Annotated in this window: 21 protein-coding genes; 16 read left to right on the top strand and 5 right to left on the bottom strand. The window is 59.8% G+C overall.

Translation table 11 applies throughout. The features are described from left to right. The first annotated feature begins 32 nt into the window (after positions 1-32). Entirely contained in the window at positions 33-836 is an 804-nt protein-coding gene (locus VM99_16345) for a TenA family transcriptional regulator (protein AKJ99563.1), read from the top strand. A gap of 145 nt (positions 837-981) precedes the next feature. On the opposite strand, the gene VM99_16340 is transcribed toward VM99_16345, so the two are convergent. The 5 genes from VM99_16340 to VM99_16320 form a co-directional block, all read right to left on the bottom strand. Further along, positions 982-1,908 (bottom strand): DeoR faimly transcriptional regulator, encoded by a 927-nt coding sequence (locus tag VM99_16340; GenBank protein AKJ99562.1) that lies wholly within the window; start codon positions 1,906-1,908, stop codon positions 982-984. 360 nt (positions 1,909-2,268) lie between these two features. Beyond that, a complete protein-coding gene (locus tag VM99_16335; protein ID AKJ99561.1) occupies positions 2,269-3,009 on the bottom strand; it encodes a 3-oxoacyl-ACP reductase in 741 nt (246 codons plus the stop codon). A gap of 186 nt (positions 3,010-3,195) precedes the next feature. Next, positions 3,196-3,867, bottom strand: coding sequence for a phosphoglycolate phosphatase (locus tag VM99_16330; protein ID AKJ99560.1), 672 nt, complete (start codon positions 3,865-3,867; stop codon positions 3,196-3,198). 4 nt (positions 3,868-3,871) lie between these two features. Then, positions 3,872-4,570 (bottom strand): 3-demethylubiquinone-9 3-methyltransferase, encoded by a 699-nt coding sequence (locus VM99_16325; protein ID AKJ99559.1) that lies wholly within the window; start codon positions 4,568-4,570, stop codon positions 3,872-3,874. A gap of 63 nt (positions 4,571-4,633) precedes the next feature. After that, entirely contained in the window at positions 4,634-5,965 is a 1,332-nt protein-coding gene (locus tag VM99_16320; GenBank protein ID AKJ99558.1) for an N-ethylammeline chlorohydrolase, read from the bottom strand. Between the two features lie 106 nt (positions 5,966-6,071). On the opposite strand from VM99_16320, the gene VM99_16315 reads away from it, so the two are divergent. From VM99_16315 to VM99_16245, 15 genes are all read left to right on the top strand, one after another. Continuing rightward, positions 6,072-7,148: a methylthioribose-1-phosphate isomerase gene (locus VM99_16315; GenBank protein ID AKJ99557.1), complete on the top strand. Its 1,077-nt coding sequence runs from the start codon at positions 6,072-6,074 to the stop codon at positions 7,146-7,148. Positions 7,149-7,593: 445 nt separating this feature from the next. Then, positions 7,594-10,257 carry a DNA gyrase subunit A gene (locus tag VM99_16310; GenBank protein ID AKJ99556.1) on the top strand — a complete coding sequence of 888 codons (2,664 nt, stop codon included), beginning with the start codon at positions 7,594-7,596 and terminating at the stop codon, positions 10,255-10,257. Positions 10,258-10,482: 225 nt separating this feature from the next. Next, the gene (locus VM99_16305) at positions 10,483-11,568 is read left to right on the top strand and encodes an MFS transporter (protein ID AKK01774.1); all 1,086 of its coding nucleotides are present in this window, start codon (positions 10,483-10,485) and stop codon (positions 11,566-11,568) included. Continuing rightward, positions 11,568-12,662, top strand: a complete 1,095-nt coding sequence (locus VM99_16300) for a prephenate dehydratase (protein ID AKJ99555.1) — start codon at positions 11,568-11,570, stop codon at positions 12,660-12,662. Before VM99_16305 ends, VM99_16300 begins: the two co-directional genes overlap by 1 nt. A gap of 13 nt (positions 12,663-12,675) precedes the next feature. Beyond that, a complete protein-coding gene (locus tag VM99_16295; protein ID AKJ99554.1) occupies positions 12,676-13,788 on the top strand; it encodes an aspartate aminotransferase in 1,113 nt (370 codons plus the stop codon). A 28-nt stretch (positions 13,789-13,816) separates the two neighbouring features. After that, entirely contained in the window at positions 13,817-16,024 is a 2,208-nt protein-coding gene (locus tag VM99_16290) for a 3-phosphoshikimate 1-carboxyvinyltransferase (GenBank protein AKJ99553.1), read from the top strand. After that, positions 16,021-16,710, top strand: a complete 690-nt coding sequence (locus VM99_16285; protein ID AKJ99552.1) for a cytidylate kinase — start codon at positions 16,021-16,023, stop codon at positions 16,708-16,710. Before VM99_16290 ends, VM99_16285 begins: the two co-directional genes overlap by 4 nt. Before the next feature lie 120 nt (positions 16,711-16,830). Continuing rightward, positions 16,831-18,525: a 30S ribosomal protein S1 gene (gene rpsA, locus VM99_16280; GenBank protein ID AKJ99551.1), complete on the top strand. Its 1,695-nt coding sequence runs from the start codon at positions 16,831-16,833 to the stop codon at positions 18,523-18,525. Positions 18,526-18,725: 200 nt separating this feature from the next. Next, positions 18,726-19,004, top strand: coding sequence for a lipoprotein (locus tag VM99_16275; GenBank protein AKJ99550.1), 279 nt, complete (start codon positions 18,726-18,728; stop codon positions 19,002-19,004). Positions 19,005-19,148: 144 nt separating this feature from the next. Then, positions 19,149-19,442, top strand: coding sequence for an integration host factor subunit beta (locus tag VM99_16270; GenBank protein ID AKJ99549.1), 294 nt, complete (start codon positions 19,149-19,151; stop codon positions 19,440-19,442). A gap of 24 nt (positions 19,443-19,466) precedes the next feature. Beyond that, positions 19,467-19,706, top strand: coding sequence for a hypothetical protein (locus VM99_16265; protein AKJ99548.1), 240 nt, complete (start codon positions 19,467-19,469; stop codon positions 19,704-19,706). Positions 19,707-19,914: 208 nt separating this feature from the next. After that, entirely contained in the window at positions 19,915-20,991 is a 1,077-nt protein-coding gene (locus VM99_16260; protein AKJ99547.1) for a dTDP-glucose 4,6-dehydratase, read from the top strand. Further along, the gene (locus VM99_16255) at positions 20,988-21,884 is read left to right on the top strand and encodes a dTDP-4-dehydrorhamnose reductase (protein ID AKJ99546.1); all 897 of its coding nucleotides are present in this window, start codon (positions 20,988-20,990) and stop codon (positions 21,882-21,884) included. Before VM99_16260 ends, VM99_16255 begins: the two co-directional genes overlap by 4 nt. Further along, positions 21,881-22,759: a glucose-1-phosphate thymidylyltransferase gene (locus tag VM99_16250; GenBank protein AKJ99545.1), complete on the top strand. Its 879-nt coding sequence runs from the start codon at positions 21,881-21,883 to the stop codon at positions 22,757-22,759. The genes VM99_16255 and VM99_16250 overlap by 4 nt, the downstream gene beginning before the upstream one ends. 162 nt (positions 22,760-22,921) lie before the next feature. Beyond that, a complete protein-coding gene (locus tag VM99_16245; protein AKJ99544.1) occupies positions 22,922-23,989 on the top strand; it encodes a hypothetical protein in 1,068 nt (355 codons plus the stop codon). The last annotated feature ends 25 nt before the right edge of the window (positions 23,990-24,014 follow it).

The following is a 24,014-nucleotide window of genomic DNA, read 5'->3' as shown; positions in this document are numbered from 1 at the left end:
TCCGGAAAATCACAATCAAAAGGAGCCAGACAGTGATCGACACATTCAACCGAACAGGCCCGCTCATGGAGGCCCAAAGCTATCCGAAATGGGCACAACAGCTCATTATCGATTGCAGCGAGAGCAAGCGCCGGGTTGTCGAACACGAGCTGTATCAACGCATGCGCGACAACAAGCTCAGCGCCAAGACCATGCGCCACTACCTCATTGGTGGTTGGCCGGTCGTTGAACAGTTCGCCTTATACATGGCACAGAACCTCACCAAGACCCGCTTTGCCCGCCATCCCGGCGAGGACATGGCGCGTCGTTGGCTGATGCGTAATATCCGTGTCGAACTCAACCATGCCGACTACTGGGTCAACTGGAGTGCCGCCCATGGCGTCACCCTGGAAGACTTGCAAGCCCAGCAAGTGCCTCCGGAGCTCCATGCGCTGAGTCACTGGTGCTGGCACACCAGTTCGTCGGACTCGCTGATCGTGGCCATCGCCGCGACCAACTATGCCATCGAGGGCGCCACTGGGGAGTGGTCGGCCTTGGTGTGCTCCACCGGCGTCTACGCGGCGGCGTTCGCCGAAGAGGAACGCAAGCGGGCGATGAAGTGGCTGAAGATGCACGCCCAGTACGACGATGCCCATCCTTGGGAAGCCCTGGAGATCATCGTTACGCTGGCGGGCATGAACCCGAGCAAGGCCCTGCAAACGGAGCTGCGCCAGGCGGTGTGCAAGAGCTATGACTACATGTACCTGTTCCTGGAGCGTTGCATGCAACTGGAACACTCGGAGTCCGTGGGCAAGTCGCCAGTCAACCGTGAGCGCCTCGCGCTGGCCGGCAGCTGAGCCGTTTCCCGGACATAGCTGAACCCCTCGGGGAGTGAGTCAGCTCGCGATAGAGCCTGCAGAGTCGACGGGGAGGTCGACTGTCAGGCCCTCATCGCGAGCAGGCTCGCTCCCTCAGGTGATGATGTTATTCACTTGGTTGGCTTCAACCCGCCATCGCCAACCGATTGCGCCCCTCGCGCTTGGCCACATACAGCGCGCTGTCGGCTCGCCGCAACAGGCTTTCGGCTGATTCGCCGGGCAGCAGGGTGGCGCAGCCCAGGCTGACGGTGAGTTCGATCCGGGTGCCCCCGGCGAAGTAATCCTGGACCTGGGCGGCATGACGCAGGCGTTCACCCACCATGGCCGCGGCGTCCCGGCTGGTGTTGGCCAGCAGGATCAGAAACTCCTCGCCTCCGAACCTAAACACCATGTCCACATTGCGCAGTTGATTCTTGATCGACTCGGCCACGGCCTTGAGCACGTCATCGCCGACGCTGTGACCGTGGTTGTCGTTGATATGTTTGAAGTGGTCGATGTCCAGCATCAGCAACGACAGGGGCTGCGAATGACGCTTGGCCATGTCGATTTCCCGGGTCAGCGTCTGGTCCATCGCGATGCGGTTGCCGGTGCCGGTCAGGGGGTCGCGCAGGGCGCTCTGGGTCGCCGCGCGGTAGAGCAAGGCATTGCGCAGTGGATACAAGAGCGTGGAGAGCATCGCTTCCAGGTCGGCCTGTTCGGCGTCGGTGAAGCGTTGGTTGCGGCGAAACACCAGTTCGCCCAAGTGTTCGCCTTCGTGGCTGAGGTTATAGCTGACGGTGTGGTGCCCACGCTGGCCGAACTCCAGGCGCAGATCGCTCGGCTTGTGTTGATACGCCAATGCATCCAGAGGCACGAGCCGCTGAACCTCGCGGAAGAACAAACCCAGGATGCGTTGCGGCTCCAGGCTGGTCTGCAATTGCTGGCCCAGTTGCTGGCGCAATTGCGACAGGCTGACAGAGCGCGCCGCGAGCGGCGACGGCTGGCCGAGGCCCAGGCGCTGCAACTTGGCACTGTCAAAATCAATCGCGTTCATCTGCATGGGCGTTTTCATATGGCGTTAGCCCCTAAGCTAAATCTGTCCCGGCAGGCTGGGTGTGGCGGCTTTGGGCTGCGCGTCGTACTGGTCCATCAGTCCCGTAGGACTCTGATAGGAGTCTAGTCGGCTTTCCCTGGCTGGCTAAGTCTCGTCTCAACGTCCGTTACCCGCCGAACATGGCGTGTTTTGAGGATATTTAGAGCGAAAGTCGTGCCATTCGGTTCATTTCAATAAAAACCGATGGGAAATCAAGGTCTTGTGTGTGCGTTTCAAGTTGCCGGGGGCACTGAGGTGACGAGGGTTTGGCGTTTCGCCTGGCTGCGTGCCGTGCAAAGGCGCGTCGCGACGGGAAGTCGTCGCGACGCGAGCCCGGTGTTACTGGGCGTTGAAGGCCTGGCCGTTCACACCTGTGCTGTCCGGCCCCATCAGGTAGAGGTAGACCGGCATGATTGCCTCGGGCGTCGGGTTGTCGAGCGGGTTTTCCCCAGGGTAGGCCTGGGCGCGCATGCTGGTGCGGGTCGCACCCGGGTTGATGCTGTTGGCGCGCACGGCGGCAACGCTGTCGACTTCGTCGGCCAGGGTCTGCATCAGTCCCTCGGTGGCGAACTTGGACACGCCATAGGCGCCCCAGTACGCCCGGCCCTTGCGGCCAACGCTGCTGGAGGTGAACACCACGGACGCATCCTTGGACAGCTTGAGCAGCGGCAGCAAGGTGCTGGTGAGCATGAACATGGCGTTGACGTTGATGTGCATCACCCGCATGAAGTTCTCCCCGGACAACTGCTCCAGCGGCGTGCGCGGGCCGATGATCGAGGCATTGTGCAGCAGGCCGTCCAGGTGACCGAACTCGGTCTCGATCATGGCCGCCAGTTCATCGTATTGATGGGGCAGGGCGGTCTCGAGGTTGAACGGGATCACCGCCGGCTGCGGATGGCCGGCTGCCTCGATTTCGTCATAGACCTGGGTCAGGTTGGCTTCGGTCTTGCCCAGCAGCAGCACGGTGGCGCCATGGGCCGCGTAGGCCTTGGCAGCGGCAGCCCCGATACCGCGACCGGCGCCGGTCACCAGGATGACCCGGCCCTGGAGCAGGTCGGGGCGGGCGGAATAATCAAACATAAAAAAACCTCACGAAACATAACGATGCGTAGTGACGAGCTGTTGTGGCGAGGGGATTTATCCCCGCTGGGTCGCGAAGCGACCCCCTTCGTTTTTGATTCATCGCGGTGACAGACAGTTTGTGGAGGCGCTTCGCGCCTCAGCGGGGATAAATCCCCTCGCCACAGGAGCGATACTCGATTTGCCTCAGCAACTGCACAACGCGTTATCCAGCACCTCGCGCAGTGCCAGCGGGTGATCGATCACCACGTCAGCGCCCCAGTGCTTGGGGTTGTCGTCCGGGTGGATGTAGCCGTAGGTCACGGCGCAGGTTCGAGTGCCGGCGCTGCGACCGGACTCGATGTCCCGCAGGTCGTCGCCTACGAACAACACGCTGGCCGGGTCCAGGTCGAGCATCTTGCAGGCCAGGGTCAGCGGTTCCGGGTCGGGCTTGCTGTTCGTCACATGGTCGGGGCAGATCAGCACTTTCGAGCGCTGCGCCAGGCCCAGTTGCTGCATGATCGGTTCAGCGAAGCGCACCGGCTTGTTGGTGACCACGCCCCAGATCAGGTTGGCCGCCTCGATGTCGGCCAGCACCTGGGCCATGCCGTCGAAGAGATGGCTGTGCACGGCGCAACCCTTGAGGTAGCGGTCGAGGAATTCCTGGCGAAGGTCCTCGAACCCGGGCGATTCCGGGTCCATGGAGAAGGTCACCGCGACCATTGCCCGGGCGCCGCCGGAAATCTCGTCGCGGATGTGCTGCGGGTTCATCGGTGGCAGGCCGCGATCAGCGCGCATGGCCTGGCAGATGGCGATGAAGTCCGGCGCGGTATCGAGCAACGTGCCGTCCATGTCGAAAAGAACCGCTTTGAGACGCATCGCCTTACTCCTCGCGCAGGGTCTGGATCATGTAGTTGACATCAACGTCGGCGGCCAGCTTGTAGTGCTTGGTCAGCGGGTTGTAGGTCAGGCCGATGATGTCCTTGACGGTCAGGCCGGCCATGCGGCTCCAGGCGCCGAGCTCGGACGGGCGGATGAATTTCTTGAAGTCGTGGGTGCCACGCGGCAACAGCTTCATGATGTATTCGGCGCCGACGATGGCGAACAGGTAGGCCTTCGGGTTGCGGTTGATGGTGGAGAAGAACACCTGGCCGCCCGGCTTGACCATGCGGAAGCAGGCGCGGATGACCGAGGACGGATCCGGTACGTGCTCGAGCATTTCCAGGCACGTCACCACGTCGAACTGGCCGGGCATTTCCTCGGCCAGGGCTTCGGCGGTGATCTGCCGATATTCCACGTTGACGCCGGATTCCAACTGGTGCAACTGGGCCACCGCCAGCGGCGCCTCCCCCATGTCGATGCCCATCACCGTCGCCCCACGCTGGGCCATGGCCTCGCTGAGGATGCCGCCGCCGCAGCCGACGTCGAGCACCTTCTTGCCAGCCAGGTTGACCCGTTCATCGATCCAGTTGACCCGCAGTGGGTTGATGTCGTGCAGCGGCTTGAACTCGCTTTCACGGTCCCACCAGCGATGGGCCAGGGCTTCGAACTTGGCGATTTCGGCGTGGTCGACGTTGCTCATGTGCAGATCCTCGAAAAGCTGGGAAAGTCAGGTGCCCCGAGCCTGGTGGCTCAAGGGGCGTGGTTATTCGTCGTGTCCGCTGATGCGGCGCCCCCAGGCCTGGGCCGTGGCGGTCAATTGCGATTCGTCGAGGCGCGTCAGCCGGCCGTCTTCCAATAACGGCTTGCCGGCCACCCAGAGGTGTTTCACACAGTTGCGCCCCGTGGCGTAGATCAACTGCGACACTGGATCGTAGATCGGCTGCTGCGCCAGGCCCGACAGGTCGAAGGCCACCAGGTCGGCGGCCTTGCCGACTTCCAGCGAGCCCACGGTGGACTCGATGCCCAGCGCCCGCGCGCCATTGAGCGTGGCCATGCGCAGCGCTCGGTGGGCGTCCAGGGCCGTGGCGGAACCGGCGACAGCCTTGGCCAGCAGGGCAGCGGTGCGGGTTTCCCCCAGCAGGTCCAGGTCGTTGTTGCTGGCCGCGCCGTCGGTGCCAATGGCGACATTGACCCCCGCCTGCCATAAACGCTCCACCGGGCAGAAGCCGCTGGCCAGTTTCAGGTTCGATTCCGGGCAGTGGATCACGCTGCAATTGCTTTCTACCAGCAAAGCCTGGTCTTCATCGCTGATCTGAGTCATGTGCACGGCCTGGAAGCGCGGTCCCAGCAGGCCAAGCCGGCCCAGGCGCGCCAGCGGTCGCTCGGCGGTGTTATCCACAGCCTGCTGCACTTCGAAGGCGGTTTCGTGGACATGCATGTGGATGGGCGCGTCCAACTCCTCGGCGATCACGCGGATTTTCTCCAGGTTCTCGTCGCCCACGGTATAGGGCGCATGGGGGCCAAATGCGATTTTGATCCGAGGATGGTGCTTGAGGTCGCCAAACAGCTCGATGCCCTGACGAATGGCGTCATCGGCGCTGGCCGCACCGGGGATCGGGAAGTCGAGGATCGGAATGGCCAGTTGCGCGCGCATGCCGCTGTTGTGCACGCGCTCGCTGGCCACCTTGGGGTAGAAGTACATGTCGCTGAAGCAAGTGATGCCGCCCTTGATCTGCTCGGCGATCGCCAGGTCGGTGCCATCGCGGACGAAATCCTCGTCGACCCACTTGGCCTCGGCCGGCCAGATGTGCTGCTCGAGCCAGGTCATCAAGGGCAGGTCGTCGGCCAGGCCACGGAACAGCGTCATGGCCGCGTGCCCGTGGGCATTGACCAGACCGGGGGCCAGGAGCATGCCGGGCAGTTCGCGAACCTCTGCGGCGTCACACTTGAGGGCTTCTGTCCGCGGGCCGATAAATACGATGCAACCGTCGCGAATGCCCAGGCCATGGTTCTGGAGCACTACGCCGGCGGGTTCGACAGGCACTAACCAGCTCGGCAGCAATAATAAGTCGAGCGCAACGGCAGGCTTGGGCATCGTGGAGCGGTTCCATGGGGTATAAAGGATGGCGAAGTATACCCGAGCGTCTTCGCAGAGGGATCGCTATAATCGGCGGCTTTTGTTCATGAGTGCGGGGTGAGGGATGCGCGATCGACTGTTGGCTGCGGAGAAGGTGAAGGCCATCGATTGGCGCGATGGCGTCCTGTACTTGCAAGATCTGCGGGCATTGCCATTCGAGCAGAACTGGATCGCCTGCACCAGCGCCGCCGAAGTGGCCGACGCCATTGGTGCGCGAGTGGTGCGCGGCGCCCCCGTCATTGGCATTTGTGCAGCGTACGGCGTCGTGCTCGCCGCCCGTGCCCGGATGACGCAGGGCGGTGACTGGCAGGCCGCGTTGGAAGCCGACTTTGCCGTGCTGGCTGCCGCCCGGCCGACGGCGGCGAATTTGTTCTGGGCGCTGGATCGGATGCGTGATCGGTTGGGCCGCCTGAAGGAGCACGCCGAACCGCTGGCGGTGCTGGAGGCCGAAGCCATCGCGATCCATGTGAGCGATCGCGAGGCCAACCTGACCATGGCCCAGCTCGGCGTCGACCTGATCCGCAAGCACCAGGGCAACGCCCAGGCCATCCTCACCCACTGTAACGCCGGGGCCCTGGCCACCGGCGGCTTCGGTACCGCCCTGGGGGTGATTCGTGGCGCGTTCATCGAAGGCATGGTCGAGCGTGTCTATGTCAATGAAACCCGGCCTTGCCTGCCAGGCTCGCGCCTGAGCGCCTGGGAGCTGGCCGAGGAGGGCCTGCCGGTGACCATTAACGTCGATTCCGCCGCCGCCCATATCATGAAGACCAAGGGCGTGACCTGGCTGATCGTGGGGGCTGACTGCATTGCCGCCAATGGTGACGTGGCGAACCGGATCGGTACGTATCAACTGGCCGTCTGCGCGATGCATCACGGTGTGCGCTTCATGGTGGTGGCGCCGAGCTCGGCCATCGACATGAGCCTGGCCTGCGGCGAGGACATTGTGCTCGAGGACGGCGATGGGCGCGCATTGCTGGAGATGGAGGGCCAGCGCATCGGCGCCGACGTCGAGGCCTTCGACCCGCGGTTCGATGTCACCCCGGCGGACCTGATCGACGTCATCGTCACGGAAAAGGGCATCGTCGAGCGTCCCGATACGGCGAAACTGGCGCAGTTGATGTGCCGCAAGCGGCTGCATTGAGACGGTTGTTGTCAGTAATGTCGCCATCGCGAGCAAGCTCGCTCCCACACTGGAATGTGTTATGGCTGACATCCCTGGCATACACAAATCCCCTGTGGGAGCGGGCTTGCTCGCGAAGAGGCCTCTACAGGCAACAAATTCCTTGCATTTGTGCTCTTGTTCTCCATCCATAGCGCCTCTAAGCCCCTCTGATCCCATATCAGCCTGTCACCGGTCAACTAACTACGCACCATGCGCATCTGGGGGATAGGTGCGTGGCGGCTCTTGTGATAACATCCGGCGGTTTCCAAGGCTGCCTCGCGAGGCGGCCTTCACTGCGCAGATCCATGGCATAACTCGTTGATTTGTCGTAAGTCGTTGCACGGCATTTGTTCGGCAGCGGCGAGCTTCGTTCGTCCCATCTGGATGTGACGAGGTTTCACCAGAAAAAGGAATCAGGCTTCTCATGGGCGAACTGGCCAAAGAAATCCTACCGGTCAATATCGAAGACGAGCTGAAACAGTCCTACCTCGACTACGCAATGAGCGTAATCGTCGGGCGGGCGCTGCCGGATGCGCGCGATGGCTTGAAGCCCGTGCACCGGCGCGTGCTGTACGCGATGAGCGAGCTGGGCAACGACTTCAACAAGCCGTACAAGAAATCCGCCCGTGTCGTCGGTGACGTGATCGGTAAGTATCACCCTCACGGTGACACCGCCGTGTACGACACCATCGTTCGGATGGCCCAGCCATTTTCCCTGCGCTACCTGCTGGTAGACGGCCAGGGCAACTTCGGTTCGGTGGACGGCGACAACGCCGCGGCCATGCGATACACCGAAGTGCGCATGACCAAGCTGGCCCACGAGTTGCTGGCCGACCTGCACAAGGAAACCGTGGACTGGGTGCCGAACTACGACGGCACCGAGATGATCCCGGCGGTCATGCCGACCCGTGTCCCCAACCTGCTGGTCAACGGCTCCAGCGGTATCGCCGTGGGCATGGCGACCAACATCCCGCCGCACAACCTCGGTGAAGTCATCGACGGTTGCCTGGCTCTCATCGACAATCCCGAGCTGAGTGTCGATGAACTGATGCAGTACATCCCCGGCCCCGACTTCCCGACCGCCGCGATCATCAACGGTCGTGCCGGCATCATCGAAGCCTACCGCACCGGTCGTGGGCGCATTTACATGCGTGCCCGCTCGACCGTCGAGGACATCGACAAGGTCGGCGGCCGCCAGCAGATCGTCATCACCGAGCTGCCGTACCAACTGAACAAGGCCCGCCTGATCGAGAAGATCGCCGAGCTGGTCAAGGAAAAGAAACTCGAAGGCATCACCGAGCTGCGTGACGAGTCCGACAAGGACGGCATGCGCGTCGTGATCGAGTTGCGTCGCGGCGAAGTGCCCGAGGTGATCCTCAACAACCTCTACGCCCAGACCCAGCTGCAAAGCGTGTTCGGCATCAACATCGTTGCGCTGATCGACGGTCGTCCGCGGATCCTGAACCTCAAGGACCTGCTGGAAGCCTTCGTGCGTCACCGCCGCGAAGTGGTCACCCGCCGTACCGTGTTCGAACTGCGCAAGGCCCGTGAGCGTGGTCACATCCTCGAAGGCCAGGCCGTCGCCCTGTCGAACATCGACCCGGTGATCGCCCTGATCAAGGCTTCGCCAACCCCGTCGGAAGCCAAGGAAGCGCTGATCAGCACCCCTTGGGAGTCCAGCGCGGTGATGACCATGGTCGAGCGCGCCGGCGCCGATTCCTGCCGCCCGGAAAACCTCGATCCGCAATATGGTCTGCGTGACGGCAAGTACTTCCTGTCCCCGGAGCAGGCCCAGGCCATTCTGGAACTGCGCCTGCACCGCCTGACCGGCCTGGAGCACGAGAAGCTGCTGGCCGAGTACCAGGAGATCCTCAACCAGATCGGCGAGCTGATCCGCATCCTCAACAGCGCCACGCGCCTGATGGAAGTGATCCGCGAAGAGCTGGAAGTGATCCGCGCCGAATACGGCGACGTGCGTCGCACCGAGATCCTCGATGCGCGCCTGGACTTGACCCTGGGTGACATGATCCCGGAAGAAGACCGCGTGGTGACCATTTCCCACGGCGGCTACGCCAAGACCCAGCCATTGGCTGCCTACCAGGCCCAGCGCCGGGGTGGCAAGGGCAAGTCGGCGACAGGCGTCAAGGACGAGGACTACATCGCCCACCTGCTGGTCGCCAACAGCCATACCACGCTGCTGCTGTTCTCCAGCAAGGGCAAGGTGTACTGGCTCAAGACCTACGAAATCCCCGAGGCCTCCCGTGCCGCCCGTGGCCGTCCGCTGGTCAACTTGTTGCCGCTGGACGACGGTGAGTACATCACCACCATGTTGCCGGTCGAGGAGTACACCGAAGGCCACTACATCTTCATGGCGACCGCCAACGGCACCGTCAAGAAGACCCCGCTGGAATCCTTCAGTCGCCAGCGCAGCGTCGGCTTGATCGCCCTGGAACTGGACGAGGGCGACGTGCTGATTTCCGCTGCCATTACCGACGGCGAGCGCGAGGTCATGCTGTTCTCCGACGGTGGCAAGGTGACGCGCTTCAAGGAGTCCGATGTCCGCGCCATGGGCCGTACCGCCCGCGGTGTGCGCGGCATGCGCCTGCCAGAAGGGCAGAAGCTGATTTCCATGCTGATCCCGGAAGAAGGCAGCCAGATCCTCACGGCTTCCGAACGTGGTTATGGCAAGCGCACCGCCATCGGCGAATTCCCCGAGTACAAACGTGGCGGCCAGGGCGTCATCGCCATGGTCAGCAACGAGCGTAACGGTCGTCTGGTCGGCGCGGTCCAGGTGCTCGATGGCGAGGAGATCATGCTGATCTCCGACCAGGGCACCCTGGTGCGTACGCGGGTCGACGAGGTGTCGAGCCTGGGTCGTAACACCCAGGGCGTGACGCTGATCAAGCTGGCCAGCGATGAAACGCTAGTAGGGCTGGAGCGGGTCCAGGAGCCGTCGGAAGTCGAAGGCGAGGAGCTGGAAAGCGAGGATGACGTGGCGTTCGACGGCACGCTCGGTGCCGATGTCGACGATACGGTTGGCGATCAGTCGCTGGATGCCGCCGCAGACGAAGAAGAACCGCAGGACTAAGCGGACACGCAGGGGGCGGATGAAGATTCGCCCCCTTGTTGTTTGTCCCTTTTGAAAATTTGCGACACTGCGCATTCTCCTTGTGGGAGCGGGCTTGCTCGCGAATGCGGTGTGTCAGTCGACATTTAAATGGCTGACATACCGCATTCGCGAGCAAGCCCGCTCCCACAGGGGGGGGGCAGAACACAAGATTTATGTGACCACCAGATCAGAGCGAGATTGGATGTGAGCAAGAGAGCCTATAACTTCTGTGCCGGCCCGGCGGCGCTTCCTGAAGCGGTCCTGAAGCGCGCCCAGGGTGAACTTCTCGACTGGCATGGCAAGGGCCTGTCCGTCATGGAAATGAGCCATCGCAGCGATGAGTTCGTGTCCATTGCCACCAAGGCCGAGCAGGACCTGCGTGATCTGCTGAACATCCCGTCCAACTATAAAGTGTTGTTCCTGCAAGGCGGCGCCAGCCAGCAGTTCGCCCAGATTCCGCTGAACCTGCTGCCGGAAAACGGCAAGGCCGACTACATCGACACCGGTATCTGGTCGCAAAAGGCCATCGAAGAAGCTTCGCGCTACGGCCACGTCAATGTTGCAGCTACCGCCAAGCCCTATGATTATTTCGCCATTCCCGGCCAGAACGAATGGAACCTGTCCAAGGACGCGGCCTACGTGCATTACGCGCCGAACGAAACCATCGGCGGCCTGGAATTCAACTGGATCCCGGAAACCGGCGACGTGCCGCTGGTCGCCGACATGTCCTCGGACATCCTCTCGCGCCCGGTGGACGTGTCCCGTTTCGGCATGATCTACGCCGGTGCCCAGAAGAACATCGGCCCGAGCGGCATCCTGGTCAGCATCATTCGCGAAGACCTGCTGGGCCGTGCCCGTTCCCTGTGCCCGACCATGCTCAACTACAAGGTCGCGGCGGACAACGGCTCGATGTACAACACGCCGCCGACCCTGGCCTGGTACCTGTCCGGCCTGGTGTTCGAATGGCTCAAGGAGCAGGGCGGTGTCGAAGCGATCGGCAAGCTCAACGAGGTGAAGCAGCGCACGCTGTATGAGTTCATCGATGCCAGCGGCCTGTACAGCAACCCGATCAACAAGACCGATCGTTCCTGGATGAACGTGCCGTTCCGCCTGGCCGACGACCGTCTCGACAAGCCGTTCCTGGCGGGTGCCGACGAGCGTGGCCTGTTGAACCTCAAGGGCCATCGCTCGGTGGGTGGCATGCGCGCGTCCATCTACAACGCCGTGGACATCAACGCCGTCAATGCGTTGGTGGCCTACATGGCAGAGTTCGAGAAGGAACATGGCTGATGTCTGAACAGGAACTCAAGGCGCTGCGCCTGCGCATCGACGCCCTGGACGAAAAGGTCCTGGAGCTGATCAGCGAGCGCGCGCGCTGCGCCCAGGAAGTCGCCCGGGTGAAAATGGCGTCGTTGGCGGAAGGCGAAGTGCCGGTGTTTTATCGTCCTGAGCGTGAAGCGCAGGTGCTCAAGCGGGTCATGGAACGCAACAAGGGCCCGTTGAGCAATGAAGAGATGGCGCGGCTGTTCCGCGAGGTGATGTCTTCGTGCCTGGCGCTTGAGCAGCCGCTGAAAGTCGCCTACCTGGGCCCCGAAGGCACCTTCACCCAGGCCGCGGCCCTGAAACACTTCGGCCACGCGGTGATCAGCAAGCCCATGGCGGCCATTGACGAAGTCTTCCGCGAAGTGGCGGCCGGCGCGGTGAATTTTGGCGTGGTGCCGGTGGAAAACTCCACCGAAGGCGCGGTCAATCACACGCTGGACAGCTTCCTCGAGCACGACATGGTGATCTGCGGCGAAGTCGAGCTGCGCATCCACCATCACCTGCTGGTCGGTGAAAACACCAAGACCGACAGTATCAGCCGGATCTATTCCCACGCCCAGTCGCTGGCCCAGTGCCGCAAATGGCTGGATGCTCATTACCCGAACGTCGAGCGCGTGGCGGTCTCCAGCAACGCCGAGGCGGCCAAGCGGGTCAAGGGCGAATGGAACTCGGCGGCGATTGCCGGCGATATGGCGGCCGGCCTCTACGGGTTGACTCGCCTGGCCGAGAAAATCGAGGATCGCCCGGATAACTCCACGCGGTTCCTGATGATCGGCAGCCAGGAAGTGCCGCCGACCGGCGACGACAAGACATCGATCATCGTTTCCATGAGCAACAAGCCCGGTGCGCTCCATGAGCTGTTGGTGCCGTTCCATGACAATGGCATCGACCTGACCCGTATCGAGACGCGTCCGTCGCGCAGCGGTAAATGGACCTACGTGTTCTTCATCGATTTTGTCGGCCACCACCGCGATCCTCTGGTCAAAGGTGTGCTTGAGAAAATCAGTCAGGAAGCAGTGGCACTCAAGGTGCTGGGTTCCTACCCCAAGGCAGTTCTTTAAGGGCGGATAGCAAATGAGTGGCAACTTCCTCGCACTGGCGCAGCCAGGCGTGCAACAACTTTCGCCTTATGTTCCGGGCAAGCCTGTGGATGAGTTGGCCCGCGAGCTGGACCTGGACCCGGCCAGCATCGTCAAGCTGGCGAGCAACGAAAACCCGCTGGGCGCAAGTCCCAAGGCGCTGGCGGCGATCCGTGACGAGCTGGCCGAGCTGACCCGTTACCCCGATGGCAACGGCTTTGCCTTGAAAAGCCTGCTGGCCGAGCGCTGTGGCGTAGAGCTGAACCAGGTGACCCTGGGCAACGGCTCCAACGACATCCTCGAGCTGGTGGCCCGCGCCTACCTGGCGCCGGGCCTCAATGCGGTGTTCAGCGAACACGCGTTCGCGGTTTACCCGATCGCGACGCAAGCTGTCGGCGCCGACGCCCATGTGGTGGCGGCCAAGGCGTGGGGGCACGATCTGCCGGCGATGCTGGCGGCCATCGACGCCAACACCCGGGTGGTCTTCATCGCCAACCCGAACAACCCGACCGGCACCTGGTTCGATGCCCAGGCCCTGGATGACTTCCTGCAGGACGTGCCGGAGCATGTGCTGGTGGTGCTGGACGAGGCCTACATCGAGTACGCCGAAGGCAGCGACCTGCCTGATGGCCTGGATTTCCTAGCGGCCTACCCGAACCTGCTGGTTTCGCGCACGTTCTCCAAGGCCTATGGCCTGGCGTCGCTGCGGGTTGGCTACGGCTTGTCCACGGCCGTGGTGGCCGATGTGCTGAACCGCGTGCGCCAGCCGTTCAACGTCAACAGCTTCGCACTGGCCGCGGCCTGTGCCGCGTTGCAGGACGAGGAATACCTGGCGCAGAGCCGTCGTCTCAATGAGGCCGGCATGCAGCAGCTCGAAGCCGGTTTCCGCGAGTTGGGCCTGGACTGGATCCCCTCGAAAGGCAATTTCATCTGCGTCGACCTCGGGCGTGTCGCCGCCCCGGTGTTCCAGGGGTTGTTGCGTGAGGGCGTGATCGTGCGTCCGGTGGCCAACTACGGCATGCCGAACCACCTGCGCATCACTATTGGGCTGCCGGCGGAGAACAGCCGTTTCCTGGAGGCGTTGAGCAAGGTCCTGGCTCGTGGTTGATGTCACTTCATTGCAACCTGCTGTTCCTATGATCGGGCGCCTGGTGGTGGTCGGCCTGGGGCTGATCGGTGGTTCGTTTGCCAAGGGATTGCGCGAAAGTGGGCTGTGCCGGGAGGTGGTCGGCGTCGACCTGGACCCGCAGTCACGCAAGCTGGCGGTCGAGTTGGGTGTGGTGGATCGCTGTGAAGACGACCTGACGGTCGCCTGCCAGGGCGCGGACGTGATTCAGTTGGCGGTGCCGATCCTGGCCATGGAAAAACTGCTGGCGCGCCTGGCGACCATGGACCTGGGGCGCGCCATCCTCACGGATGTCGGCAGTGCCAAGGGCAATGTCGTGCGGGCGGCCACCCTGGCGTTCGGCGGGATGCCGGGACGCTTTGTGCCGGGGCATCCGATTGCCGGTTCCGAGCAGAGCGGGGTGGAAGCCTCCAACGCCGAGCTGTTTCGCCGGCACAAGGTGATCCTGACGCCGCTGGAGCAGACCGATCCGGCTGCATTGGCGGTGGTGGACCGCCTCTGGCGCGAGCTGGGCGCCGACGTCGAGCATATGCAGGTCGAGCGCCACGATGAAGTCTTGGCCGCCACCAGCCATTTGCCGCATCTGTTGGCGTTCGGGTTGGTGGATTCATTGGCCAAACGCAATGAAAATCTTGAGATCTTCCGTTACGCTGCCGGCGGTTTCCGCGATTTCACGAGAATCGCCGGTAGCGACCCGGTCATGTGGCACGACATCTTCCTCGCCAACCGCGAAGCTGTCCTGCGCACACTCGATACATTTCGCAGCGATCTCGACGCCTTGCGCGACGCGGTCGATGCAGGGGACGGGCACCAATTGCTGGGCGTTTTCACACGCGCCAGGGTGGCCCGCGAGCATTTCAGTAAAATCCTGGCCCGTCGGGCCTATGTGGACGCTATGAACTCCAACGATCTGATTTTCCTGGCACAACCTGGTGGCTCCCTGAGTGGGCGTATTCGTGTACCGGGCGATAAATCGATTTCCCACCGCTCGATCATGCTCGGCTCCCTGGCCGAAGGCGTGACCGAGGTGGAAGGCTTCCTCGAAGGCGAAGACGCCCTGGCGACGCTGCAGGCGTTTCGCGACATGGGCGTGGTCATCGAAGGTCCGCACCACGGTCGCGTGACCATCCACGGTGTCGGGCTGCATGGCTTGAAGCCAGCGCCTGGGCCGATCTACCTGGGGAACTCCGGGACGTCGATGCGCCTGCTGTCCGGCCTGCTGGCCGCGCAGGATTTCGACAGCACGCTGACCGGCGACGCCTCGCTGTCCAAGCGGCCGATGAACCGTGTCGCCAACCCGTTGCGGGAAATGGGTGCGGTCATCGAGACGGCTGCCGAAGGTCGTCCACCGATGACCATCCGTGGCGGCAACAAGCTCAAGGGGCTGACCTACACCATGCCGATGGCCAGTGCGCAGGTGAAATCCTGTCTGCTGCTGGCTGGTCTCTACGCCGAAGGCAAGACCACCGTGACCGAGCCTGCGCCCACTCGTGATCACACCGAGCGCATGCTGCGTGGCTTCGGCTACCCGGTCACCGTCAACGGCGCAACTGCGTCGGTCGAGTCCGGCAGCAAGCTGACCGCGACTCACATCGAAGTCCCTGGCGATATCTCGTCGTCGGCATTCTTCCTGGTGGCCGCGTCCATCGCCGAGGGCTCCGAACTGGTGCTCGAACATGTGGGTATCAACCCGACCCGCACCGGCGTGATCGACATCCTGCGCCTGATGGGCGCCGACATCACCCTGGAGAACCAGCGTGAAGTGGGCGGTGAACCGGTGGCGGACCTTCGCGTAAGAGCGGCTAAACTCAAGGGTATCGAGATTCCGGAGGCTTTGGTTCCGCTGGCCATCGACGAGTTCCCGGTGCTGTTCGTGGCCGCTGCCTGTGCCGAAGGCCGCACAGTGCTGACCGGTGCTGAAGAGCTGCGGGTCAAGGAGTCGGATCGTATCCAGGTAATGGCCGACGGCCTGCTGGCCCTGGGCGTGAAGTGCCAACCGACACCGGACGGCATCATCATCGACGGCGGCCAGATCGGCGGCGGCGAAGTCCATGGTCACGGCGATCACCGCATTGCCATGGCCTTCAGCGTTGCATCGTTGCGCGCCAGCGCGCCGATTCGCATCCATGACTGCGCCAACGTCGCCACGTCGTTCCCGAATTTCCTGGCGCTGTGCGCACAGGTCGGCATTCGAGTAGCACAAGAGGCGCAGTCGTGATCATCAAGGCACCGGTCATCACCATCGATGGCCCGAGCGGTTCGGGCAAGGGCACCGTGGCCGGGATCCTGGCCAGGCAACTGGGCTGGAACCTGCTGGATTCGGGTGCCTTGTATCGCCTGCTGGCATTCGCCGCGGCGAACCATGGTGTCGACCTGACCAACGAGGAGTTGCTCAAGGCGTTGGCTGCGCACCTGGATGTCCAGTTCATCGCAGCCACCGATGGCCAGTTGCAGCGCATCATCCTGGAAGGCGATGAAGTCAGCGATGTCATTCGCACCGAAAGCGTGGGGGCCGGGGCTTCCCAGGTGGCTGCGCTGCCGGCGGTGCGCGAAGCGTTGCTGCAACGCCAGCGTGCTTTCCAGGAACTGCCAGGGTTGGTGGCCGACGGTCGTGACATGGGCACGGTGGTATTCCCTGAAGCGCCCTTGAAGATTTTCCTCACCGCCAGCGCGGAGGAGCGGGCTCGTCGTCGATATTTGCAGTTGAAGGGCAAAGGCGAGGATGTTAGTCTGTCGAGTCTGCTAGATGAGATCCGTGCACGCGACGAGCGTGACACCCAGCGCGCAGTGGCCCCGCTCAAGCCGGCGGCCGATGCGATACAGCTGGATTCCACGGAGTTGTCCATCGATCAGGTGTTGCAACGCATCATGAGCGAAATCGCACTGCGCGATCTCGCCGGGTGACCAGGAAGCTCTGCAGGGGACCAGTCATAGTCCTGCGGTGCTTCTTCTACATGAAACTAACCCACACCGTCTGGGGTGTGGAGCCGGGCGTATCCTTCGCCCCAATCATCAGGAATTAAAATGAGCGAAAGCTTTGCGGAACTCTTTGAAGAAAGCCTAAAAACCCTGAACCTTCAGGCTGGCTCCATCATCACCGGTGTTATCGTCGATATCGATTACCAGGCTCGCTGGGTAACCGTTCACGCTGGTCTGAAGTCTGAAGCACTCATCCCGCTTGAGCAGTTCTACAACGACGCTGGCGAACTGAACATCAACGTCGGTGACGAAGTTCACGTTGCGCTGGACTCGGTTGAAGACGGCTTTGGTGAAACCAAGCTGTCCCGTGAAAAAGCCAAGCGTGCTGAATGCTGGATCGTTCTGGAAGCGGCTTTCGCAGCTGAGGAAGTGGTCAAGGGCGTTATCAACGGTAAGGTTAAAGGCGGCTTCACTGTCGACGTTAACGGCATCCGTGCGTTCCTGCCAGGTTCCCTGGTTGACGTCCGTCCAGTGCGCGACACCACGCACCTGGAAGGCAAAGAGCTGGAATTCAAGGTCATCAAGCTGGACCAGAAGCGCAACAACGTTGTCGTTTCCCGTCGCAGCGTCCTGGAAGCCGAGAACTCCGCCGAGCGTGAAGCTCTGCTGGAATCGCTGCAGGAAGGCCAGCAGGTCAAGGGTATCGTCAAGAACCTCACCGACTACGGCGCATTCGTGGATCTGGGCGGCGTCGATGGCCTGCTGCACATCACCGACATGGCCTGGAAGCGTATCAAGCATCCTTCGGAAATCGTCAACGTTGGCGACGAGATCGATGTCAAGGTTCTGAAGTACGATCGCGAGCGCAATCGTGTTTCCCTGGGCCTGAAGCAACTGGGTGAAGACCCATGGGTTGCTATCAAAGCCCGTTACCCAGAAGGCACCCGCGTCACCGCTCGTGTTACCAACCTCACCGACTACGGCTGCTTCGCTGAGCTGGAAGAAGGCGTTGAAGGCCTGGTACACGTTTCCGAAATGGACTGGACCAACAAGAACATCCACCCTTCGAAAGTCGTACAAGTCGGCGACGAAGTGGAAGTCATGGTTCTGGACATCGACGAAGAGCGTCGTCGTATCTCCCTCGGCATCAAGCAGTGCAAGTCCAACCCATGGGAAGACTTCTCTGGCCAGTTCAACAAGGGCGATAAAATCTCCGGCACCATCAAGTCGATCACCGATTTCGGTATCTTCATTGGTCTGGACGGCGGCATCGACGGCCTGGTTCACCTGTCCGACATTTCCTGGAACGAAGTGGGCGAAGAAGCCGTACGCCGTTTCAAGAAGGGCGACGAGCTGGACACTGTTATCCTGTCGGTTGACCCAGAGCGCGAGCGCATCTCCCTGGGTATCAAGCAACTGGAAAGCGATCCGTTCTCCGAGTACGTTCAAGAGAACGACAAAGGCGCAATCGTTAAGGGCATCGTGAAAGAAGTTGACGCCAAAGGCGCCATCATCACTCTGGCCGACGATATCGAAGCGACTCTGAAAGCCTCCGAAATCAGCCGTGACCGCGTTGAAGACGCGCGCAACGTCCTGAAGGAAGGCGAAGAAGTAGAAGCCAAGATCATCAGCGTTGACCGCAAGAGCCGCGTAATCCAGCTCTCGATCAAGTCGAAAGACGTTGAAGACGAGAAAGAAGCTATCCAAAGCCTGCGCGACAAGCCAGCTTCGGACAGCGTCGCTGCTGGTCCTACCACTCTGGGCGACCTGCTGCGTGCACAAATGGAAAAACAGAACTGAGTTCTGTCAGACCATAAAAAAGGGGCGACTTCGGTCGCCCTTTTTTGTGGCCGCGATTTGCCTTGGTTTCTTAAGGAGCCGGGGTTTCACGTTGGCCATGAAACCTATCCCTTAATAAAACTGTCTCTTTTGTTATGCAGATCAATCATCTATATAACGACTAAGGGTTGCCTTGAGGTGCTGGGGTGATAGGGATTTGAATGAACAGACTCTTTCTCGTGCTGTTGGTTGCAGCCCTGGCAGGTTGCTCTACCAGTGCAAAGACGCATGCCGTGCGTGGTGTCAGTGGTGTCGAGGTCGACTGCTCGGGGTTGGGTTCGGGCTGGGAAAAGTGCCAGAAGCGGGCAGCGAGGGAATGCAAAGGGGCGGGCTACAAGGTGATTACCCGATCCGACGACGCCAGGGACGACGACCAATATCCCTTCGGCTTCAATCCGGCAGGCTACCTGACTCGCACGATGCTGGTCATGTGTCGTTAGCGCCTGAAATGACGCCCATCTGCCCAAAAAAGGGGCAGGCTGAGCTTGTAGGCGATATGTCAATACTTGGGCTGTTCAAAATCCTCCGGGCATGCTAAAACCTTTGAAGCGCTGATCTAGCTGCTTGAAAAAGAAGGGAAAAATATGACGAAGTCGGAGTTGATCGAACGAATTGTCACCCATCAAGGGCTACTCTCATCCAAGGATGTAGAGCTGGCCATCAAGACAATGCTTGAACAAATGTCCCAATGCCTGGCGACTGGAGATCGTATCGAGATCCGTGGCTTCGGCAGCTTTTCCCTGCATTACCGCGCTCCTCGGGTGGGTCGCAACCCCAAGACCGGTCAGTCCGTCAGTCTCGACGGTAAATTCGTCCCTCATTTCAAGCCGGGCAAGGAGCTCAGGGATCGTGTCAACGAAGAGGAGGAGGCGGATTGAAGGCTACTAACCAAGGGGCAGGCCATGCGTAATCTAAAGCGTGTTGTCCTTGCCGTATTCCTGCTGCTGGTGATTCTGATTGTCCTGGCGTTCGTGCTGGAAAATCAGCAATCGGTTTCCTTGCTATTCTTGGGTTGGAGCGGGCCTGAGCTACCTGTCTCTGTAATCATCGTTCTTGCACTGTTGATGGGCATGTTAATTGGCCCATTATTGGGATGGCTTGTCACTCGTCTAATGCGATCTTCGCGGAAGCAGCTTATTTAACAAAAAAATAGGAAGGTTCCTACAGACAGCTCAGGAGTTGCCGGTCTATATCCATTAGTAAATCATTTATTTACCTGTAAAATGCACCGCTTGACCGCAACATGGCACATGTATGCGCCAGTCGGGGTGACGAGGCCTAGGCTTCGTATTCAAGGATTAGACAGCGCTCGGTTGGCAGCCCTGTCGTCAACTCAAGGTACGGTTTCGCGTGAAAATTCTAGTCACCGGCGGCGCAGGGTTCATCGGTTCGGCCGTCATTCGGCATATCATTTCCGACACGGCTGACTCTGTCGTGAATGTCGACAAGCTGACGTATGCCGGCAATCTCGAGTCCCTGATTGATGTGTGCCAGAGTCCTCGCTATGCATTCGAGCATGTCGATATCTGCGATCGTGCAGCCATTGACCGGGTCTTGAGAGAGCATCAACCGGATGCCATCATGCACCTGGCTGCTGAGTCCCATGTGGATCGCTCCATTTCCGGGCCCTCGGAATTTATCCAGACCAACATTATCGGCACCTATGTCTTATTGGAAGCGGCGCGCCATTATTGGGCCACTTTAGATGAGGCGCGCAAGCCCGGCTTTCGTTTTCATCATATTTCCACAGACGAAGTGTACGGCGATCTTGAAGGCCCCGAAGAGTTGTTCACCGAAACGACACCTTATCAACCCAGCTCTCCGTATTCGGCCAGCAAGGCAAGCTCCGATCACTTGGTACGCGCATGGGCCCGTACTTACGGTTTACCGACGCTGGTCACCAATTGTTCGAACAATTACGGCCCATACCATTTCCCCGAAAAATTGATTCCTCTGATCATCCTCAATGCACTTGAGGGGAAGCCGCTGCCCGTATATGGCAAAGGCGACCAGGTTCGGGATTGGCTTTATGTGGAAGACCACGCTCGGGCCCTCTACAAGGTCGTGACCGAGGGTGTCGTCGGCCAGACGTACAACATCGGCGGCCATAACGAGAAACAGAACATTGAGGTCGTGCGCACCCTTTGCGCCTTGCTGGATGAGTTGCGTCCGGGCTCGCCTTACTGTCCCCATGCAGAATTGATCAGCTACGTTCAGGATCGCCCTGGCCACGATCAGCGTTACGCCATCGATGCGAGTAAAATTCAACGGGAGTTGGGCTGGGTGCCTGAGGAAACGTTTGAAAGTGGCATTCGCAAGACTGTGGAGTGGTACCTGAACAACACCGAGTGGGTGGCGCATGTAAAGAGCGGAAGCTATCAGCAATGGATTGACCAGCACTACAACGATCCTTCGAGTGAATCATGAAGATCCTTCTGCTTGGGAAAAACGGGCAGGTAGGCTGGGAGCTTCAACGTTCACTTGCGCCACTGGGAGATGTGATTGCACTGGATCGTCAAACAGTGGATGGGCTTTGTGGTGATTTGACCGATGTTGAGGCTCTGCGCGAGACGATTCGGCAAGTCAGCCCGGACATCATCGTTAACGCAGCCGCTTACACGGCTGTGGACAAGGCTGAGCACGACGAACCTGAGCTGGCTGATCGTATAAATGGCGACGCCTGTCGGATAATGGCACAGGAAGCTGCATCGTTGGATGCCTGGCTTATTCACTATTCCACGGATTATGTCTTCAATGGCCAAGGGAGCAGGCCTTGGCAGGAAACAGATCCCACGGCACCGGTCAACCACTACGGTGCCAGTAAGCTGGCCGGCGAGCAGGTGATTATCGCATCTGGTTGCAACTACCTGATATTGCGTACGAGTTGGGTATATGGTGCTCGCGGTAATAACTTTGCCAAGACCATGTTACGTCTGGCGAAAGAACGCGAAACATTAAACGTCATTGCCGATCAAATTGGCGCGCCAACTGGGGCGGATCTCATTGCTGATGTCACTGCCCTGGTGATTCGGCGACTGGATGAAGGGGCGGGCTCTAGCGGCATTTATCATTTGGCCGCGAGTGGAGAGGTTTCCTGGCACGGCTACGCCAGTCACGTCATCGATTTCGCCCGTAGCCATGGCGAGCCGTTGATGGTAAGCGCAGTAAATCCCATCGAAACCAATGCTTATCCAACCCCGGCAAAACGCCCGCTGAACTCACGCTTGAATACCCAGAAACTGCGCGATCAATTTTCACTGCATCTGCCGGATTGGCAGAGCGGCGTCACCCGAATGCTTAGGGAAGTAATGAATAAATGACAACAACAAACCGTAAAGGGATCATTCTCGCTGGTGGATCGGGCACTCGGTTGCACCCATTGACGCTCGGTGTATCGAAACAGATGTTGCCGATCTACGATAAGCCGATGATTTTTTATCCGCTTTCAGTGCTGATGCTTGCGGGGATGCGGGAGATCTTGATTATTTCCACCCCCGAAGACCTGCCTTGTTTCAAGAAGCTGCTGGGTGATGGCAGCCTTTACGGTATTCAATTGACCTACGCCGAGCAGCCAAGTCCCGATGGCCTGGCCCAGGCGTTCATTATTGGTGAAGCGTTCATCGGTAACGATCCTTGCTGCCTGATTTTGGGTGACAACATTTTTTACGGGCAACACTTTTCGGATAATTTGCGTTCGGCCACCCATCAAAAGGAAGGCGCAACGGTATTTGGTTATCACGTGTCTGATCCGGAGCGTTTTGGGGTAGTGGAGTTCGATGACTCGGGACGTGCCCTCAGCATCGAAGAGAAACCCGTCGCTCCCAAGTCAAATTACGCCGTCACTGGTCTTTATTTTTACGATAATGATGTGGTTGGCATAGCAAAGAGCATAAAGCCTTCTGCCCGCGGTGAGTTGGAAATCACCGACGTCAATCGTGTCTACCTGGAGCGCAAGAAACTCCGTGTGGAAATGCTCGGCCGCGGTTTTGCATGGCTTGACACAGGGACCCATGATTCTCTTCTGGAGGCCAGCCATTTCGTTCATACCATTGAGCAACGACAGGGCCTTAAAGTAGCTTGCCTGGAGGAGATAGCTTTTACCAATGGCTGGATAAACAGAGCGCAATTGGCTGAGCAGGCTGAACGCCTTAAAAAGACCGGATACGGCCACTATCTTTCCAAGCTTTTGAGTTAATCGATACCCATCCGCACCAGGATTTGTTTCCTGTTGCTTAATAGATCTTAAGTAGCACATCGACGTAGCGACTGCTTAATGACAGTCGCTGTGGAATGGGCAGAAAACTCAAACTCGCTCTCAACAGCGTGCTGAAGTAGATTAAAACAAGGCTTAAAGACTATGCAAAGTGATACTGCGAATAATCAATACGCCAATGAATTTGATGCCTTCCAGATCGCGCGAGCGTTATGGAGCCAGGTGTGGGTCATTATCAGCGTAACCGCTATTGCCGTTGTCCTGGGGCTGATGTATGCGTTTTTCAGCGAGCGAGTCTTTGAAGCCCGCGCCTATCTGGTGCCTCCGACCCAAAGTGATATTGCCGAGTTAAATGCAGGGCGTACCAGGGAATTCGAGCTTGAGCCCTATACCATTGAGCAGGTATATCGTTTATTTGTGCGAAATCTACTCTCCGAGACACTGCGCCAGGAGTTTTTTGAAAGTACGTACCTTCCATCGCTGAGTGAAGATGAAAAAAAACGCTCGCAGGATGCGTTGTACGCCGAGTTCCTGAAGAAACTGAAGGTGACTCCGGTTACGGCTGATGAGGTGGGTCGCTACTCCGTGATTGCCCAGACGGGTAATGCAGAACAGTCAGTGGACTGGGTCAAGAAATATATCAAGCATGCAGAGTTACAAGCAGTCAGCGAAATCACCAAGAACGTTTCATATGAAGCCAAGGTCCGTGCCCAGAATATGGGGCGGGAGATAGATGCAAAGCGTGAAACAGGTGAGGCCATGCGTGCGGATACGTTGGTCAAATTACGAGCGGCGCTAGGTGTCGCTGAGGCGGTTGGCGTGCAGAAACCTACGATGATATTCGATGGTACCCCGAACGCGGCAACCACGAACATGACAGGGGAAATGAGCTTCTTGAGAGGCGTCGAGGCGCTTAAGGCTGAAATAAAAAGCATGGAGGACAGGTCTTCCAATGACGCATTCCTGTCCGGCTTGAGGGACCTTCAAGCCAAGAAGAGCTTTTTTGAAAAGCTGGCAGTCACCCCCCTGAAAATCGATATGTACCGCTATGACGGCAATGTTGAAGTGCCACAAGAGGCTATCAAGCCGAAAAGAACACTTGTTGTGTTGCTGGCATTGGTCCTCGGCCTGATGCTGGGTGTCTTGGCAGCGCTTTCGGTCCATCACCTGGGCGGGAAGTCGGCAAAAAAATCTCCAGGTTATCAAGTCTGAACCCTATTTTGATGTGCCCAGTTGG

Origin of the sequence: Pseudomonas chlororaphis (assembly GCA_001023535.1) — a bacterium.
Taxonomy (GTDB): domain Bacteria; phylum Pseudomonadota; class Gammaproteobacteria; order Pseudomonadales; family Pseudomonadaceae; genus Aquipseudomonas; species Aquipseudomonas chlororaphis_E.
This window is presented reverse-complemented; position numbering and strand designations above follow the sequence as displayed.